This window comes from Paenibacillus sp. GCM10027626 (assembly GCF_042676285.1).
Lineage (GTDB): Bacteria > Bacillota > Bacilli > Paenibacillales > Paenibacillaceae > Paenibacillus_Z.
On record NZ_JBHTHC010000055.1, the window covers coordinates 1 to 2,492 of the forward strand.

Below are 2,492 nucleotides of genomic sequence, written 5' to 3' on the forward strand. Positions count from 1 at the left end.
CCACACGGAGCGTGCGAGTTTCCCCGCACTCCGCGCTCCCTCTAACTGAAATTACTAGTTCATAAGTTCCGCGTTACTCATGGATTTGGGATTGTTAGATCGGTTCCAGGCCGCATTTTTGGCGGTATTGGTTGACCTTATCTATCATCAACTCGGAGATTCCAAGTTTATTTGTGAGTACGCCAATCGTCTCGTTGTTCGTGCAATGGATTAACTGGTGCACCTCTTTTTGGAGAATGCGCAAATTGCTGAACTTGTCGCTTCCCCCAAGGTGTAGCGGAATATAGTGGTGGCAGTGAACATCGGCTGCGAACAGGTAGATGCCTGTAATTTCGCATTTTCCCATCTTCATGCTGTACCGACTTATCCGGTTATCCAAATATTCGACACTTCGATTCGGGATGTTGGACATCATCAGGAAGGAAACTTCCTGTGCAATGTCCGGACGTAATTTTTTATGGATTCGTTCCCTACCTGCCGTTGTGTAGAGTGTTAACCCTTGGCTGAAGTTCAGCGTGTTCACTGTCTTCACATTGGCAAGAGGAAATAAATATACGTTCGCAATTTTGAACGTTCTGAAACCCAGGCTGTAGAACTTTTTGTACGTTGGCGGAGGGTTTGCAGGATGTTCATATTTCCCGACTGGTTTGAGACGATTGTACATGAAGGCTCTTAGATCGTAGGCAAGACGTGCGAACTCGATGCTAACATGGGTCGCTCGACTGAAATAGTTATGGATTCCTAATACAAAGCTGTTGAATAGTATTGCATTTTGAGCGGTGGGTGAAGCTCTAAGGATTTGTATCCTTCTTTTGGCTTCCGCCTTGATCTTCCGCTTCTTGTTGGCTTTTATGCCTGTATGCGCTACTCTTTTTTTACCCTTTTTATTCGCCCGGATGGTGAATCCCAGGAATTCGGACTCTCGTTTTCGCAGATTGACAATCTGCGATTTTTCCGGGGAAATATCCAGTTTCAGACGGTCTTTCAAGTAGAGTTTGACAGCGTGATACCATTTTTGGGCGGTTCTCCAGTCCCTGCAGAGCACTTTAAAATCATCTGCATATCGCACAATGTATCCTTCTTTGAGATTACTAAGGTTTTTGAGAGACTGGTATTTTGAGCCTTGTTGTTTGTATGGATATACCGTTTCAAAATTCTCCCATTGGCCTGCAATCCATTGATCGAGATCGTTAAGAACGACGTTCGAAAGGAGTGGCGATAACAGACCACCTTGAGGCACGCCCCTGGAAGGAATTCCCTCTCCATCAATTTCGGCTTTTAGCATTTTGGAAATACACGCTAGGACTTTTCTATCCCGTATTCCTAAGTTCCACAGTTGTTTCACCAGCAGAGAGTGGTTCACGTTATCGAAGAATCCTTGGACATCGACATCCACTACGTAATGCAGTTGTGAGTGATTCACTAGGAATTGTACCCCTGCCATCGCGTGGTGTGTAGACCGGAGCGGTCTGAAGCCGTAGCTATGCTTGTAGAACTGAGCTTCTACAATGGGTTCAAACACCTGTTTGAAGCATTGCTGAATGATGCGATCCAGGGTACAAGGAATGCCGAGCGGTCTTAATTTTCCGTTGTCCTTCTCGATGAGTTTCCGTCTGACTTTATTAGGGCGATAGTTTTGCAGCTTGGTTTGAATTTCCGTCACTAGTTCGTCGTCGGTCAACTTCTGGATGTCAGCGATGGTTTTTCCATCGGTTCCCGGCGTCTTTGATCCTTTGTTCGACTTCATCGTTCGATAGGCGAGCAGAATATTTTCTCTCGATGTGATCACATCGTATAAGTTCGAAAAGGTTTCTTGTTTCGCGGCTCGATCGTATAAGTCCGAAAATAGTTCCGTCATGCCGTAGTAATCCCAATATCTCAAGGCTTGCACTGTGGCATCCCCTCCTTCTTAGAGGCAATGTTCCCACGTTCTTACCCGACCGGTGCAATTCACGTTTGGAAAATGATCGTTCTTTGCAGTTAGACTTGGGGCTGTTCCTCCACTCCCATTACAGGAGATTCATCAGTTATGCCCCTACCCTCACAAGGATAAACGCATTTCGGCTAATGCCTTATAGCGACCGTTTCGGGTGACAGCCCTTGATGCAACGTCCCTTGCTTTCCAAGTCCCTTGCAACCTAGCTATCCATTCTGAACTTAGGTGCTCCCTGTAGGCCTGTGAGCTGGATGCCGCCATTGTTCGGCATAGCGTATTTCAGAGGACACATTTTTACTTTACGCCACTCACACCATCGCTTGATGGCCCATATGTTTCCATAAGTTCTAACTGTAGACCCTTACGTTCGGTTGTTTGTCAGTTCCTTATAATGGAACGATTCTCACCATATCCAGTTTTTCAGCCGCGCGGCATATCCATTGGCATACCTTTTCCTAAGGAATGGCTTCAGCCTCTGTTCTGCCGACTCCACCTGTTCTTCATACCTCATGGCCTGTCAGCGATGACGCACGCAGGAGTATTGGCGGGATGGTTT

1 protein-coding gene is annotated in these 2,492 nt (G+C 46.4%); it reads right to left on the reverse strand.

All coding sequences use genetic code 11. The features are described 5' to 3' along the window. Positions 1-94: 94 nt before the first annotated feature. Positions 95-1,891 (reverse strand): group II intron reverse transcriptase/maturase, encoded by a 1,797-nt coding sequence (gene ltrA / locus ACFQ0N_RS38155; RefSeq protein WP_379335720.1) that lies wholly within the window; start codon positions 1,889-1,891, stop codon positions 95-97. Positions 1,892-2,492 lie beyond the last annotated feature (601 nt).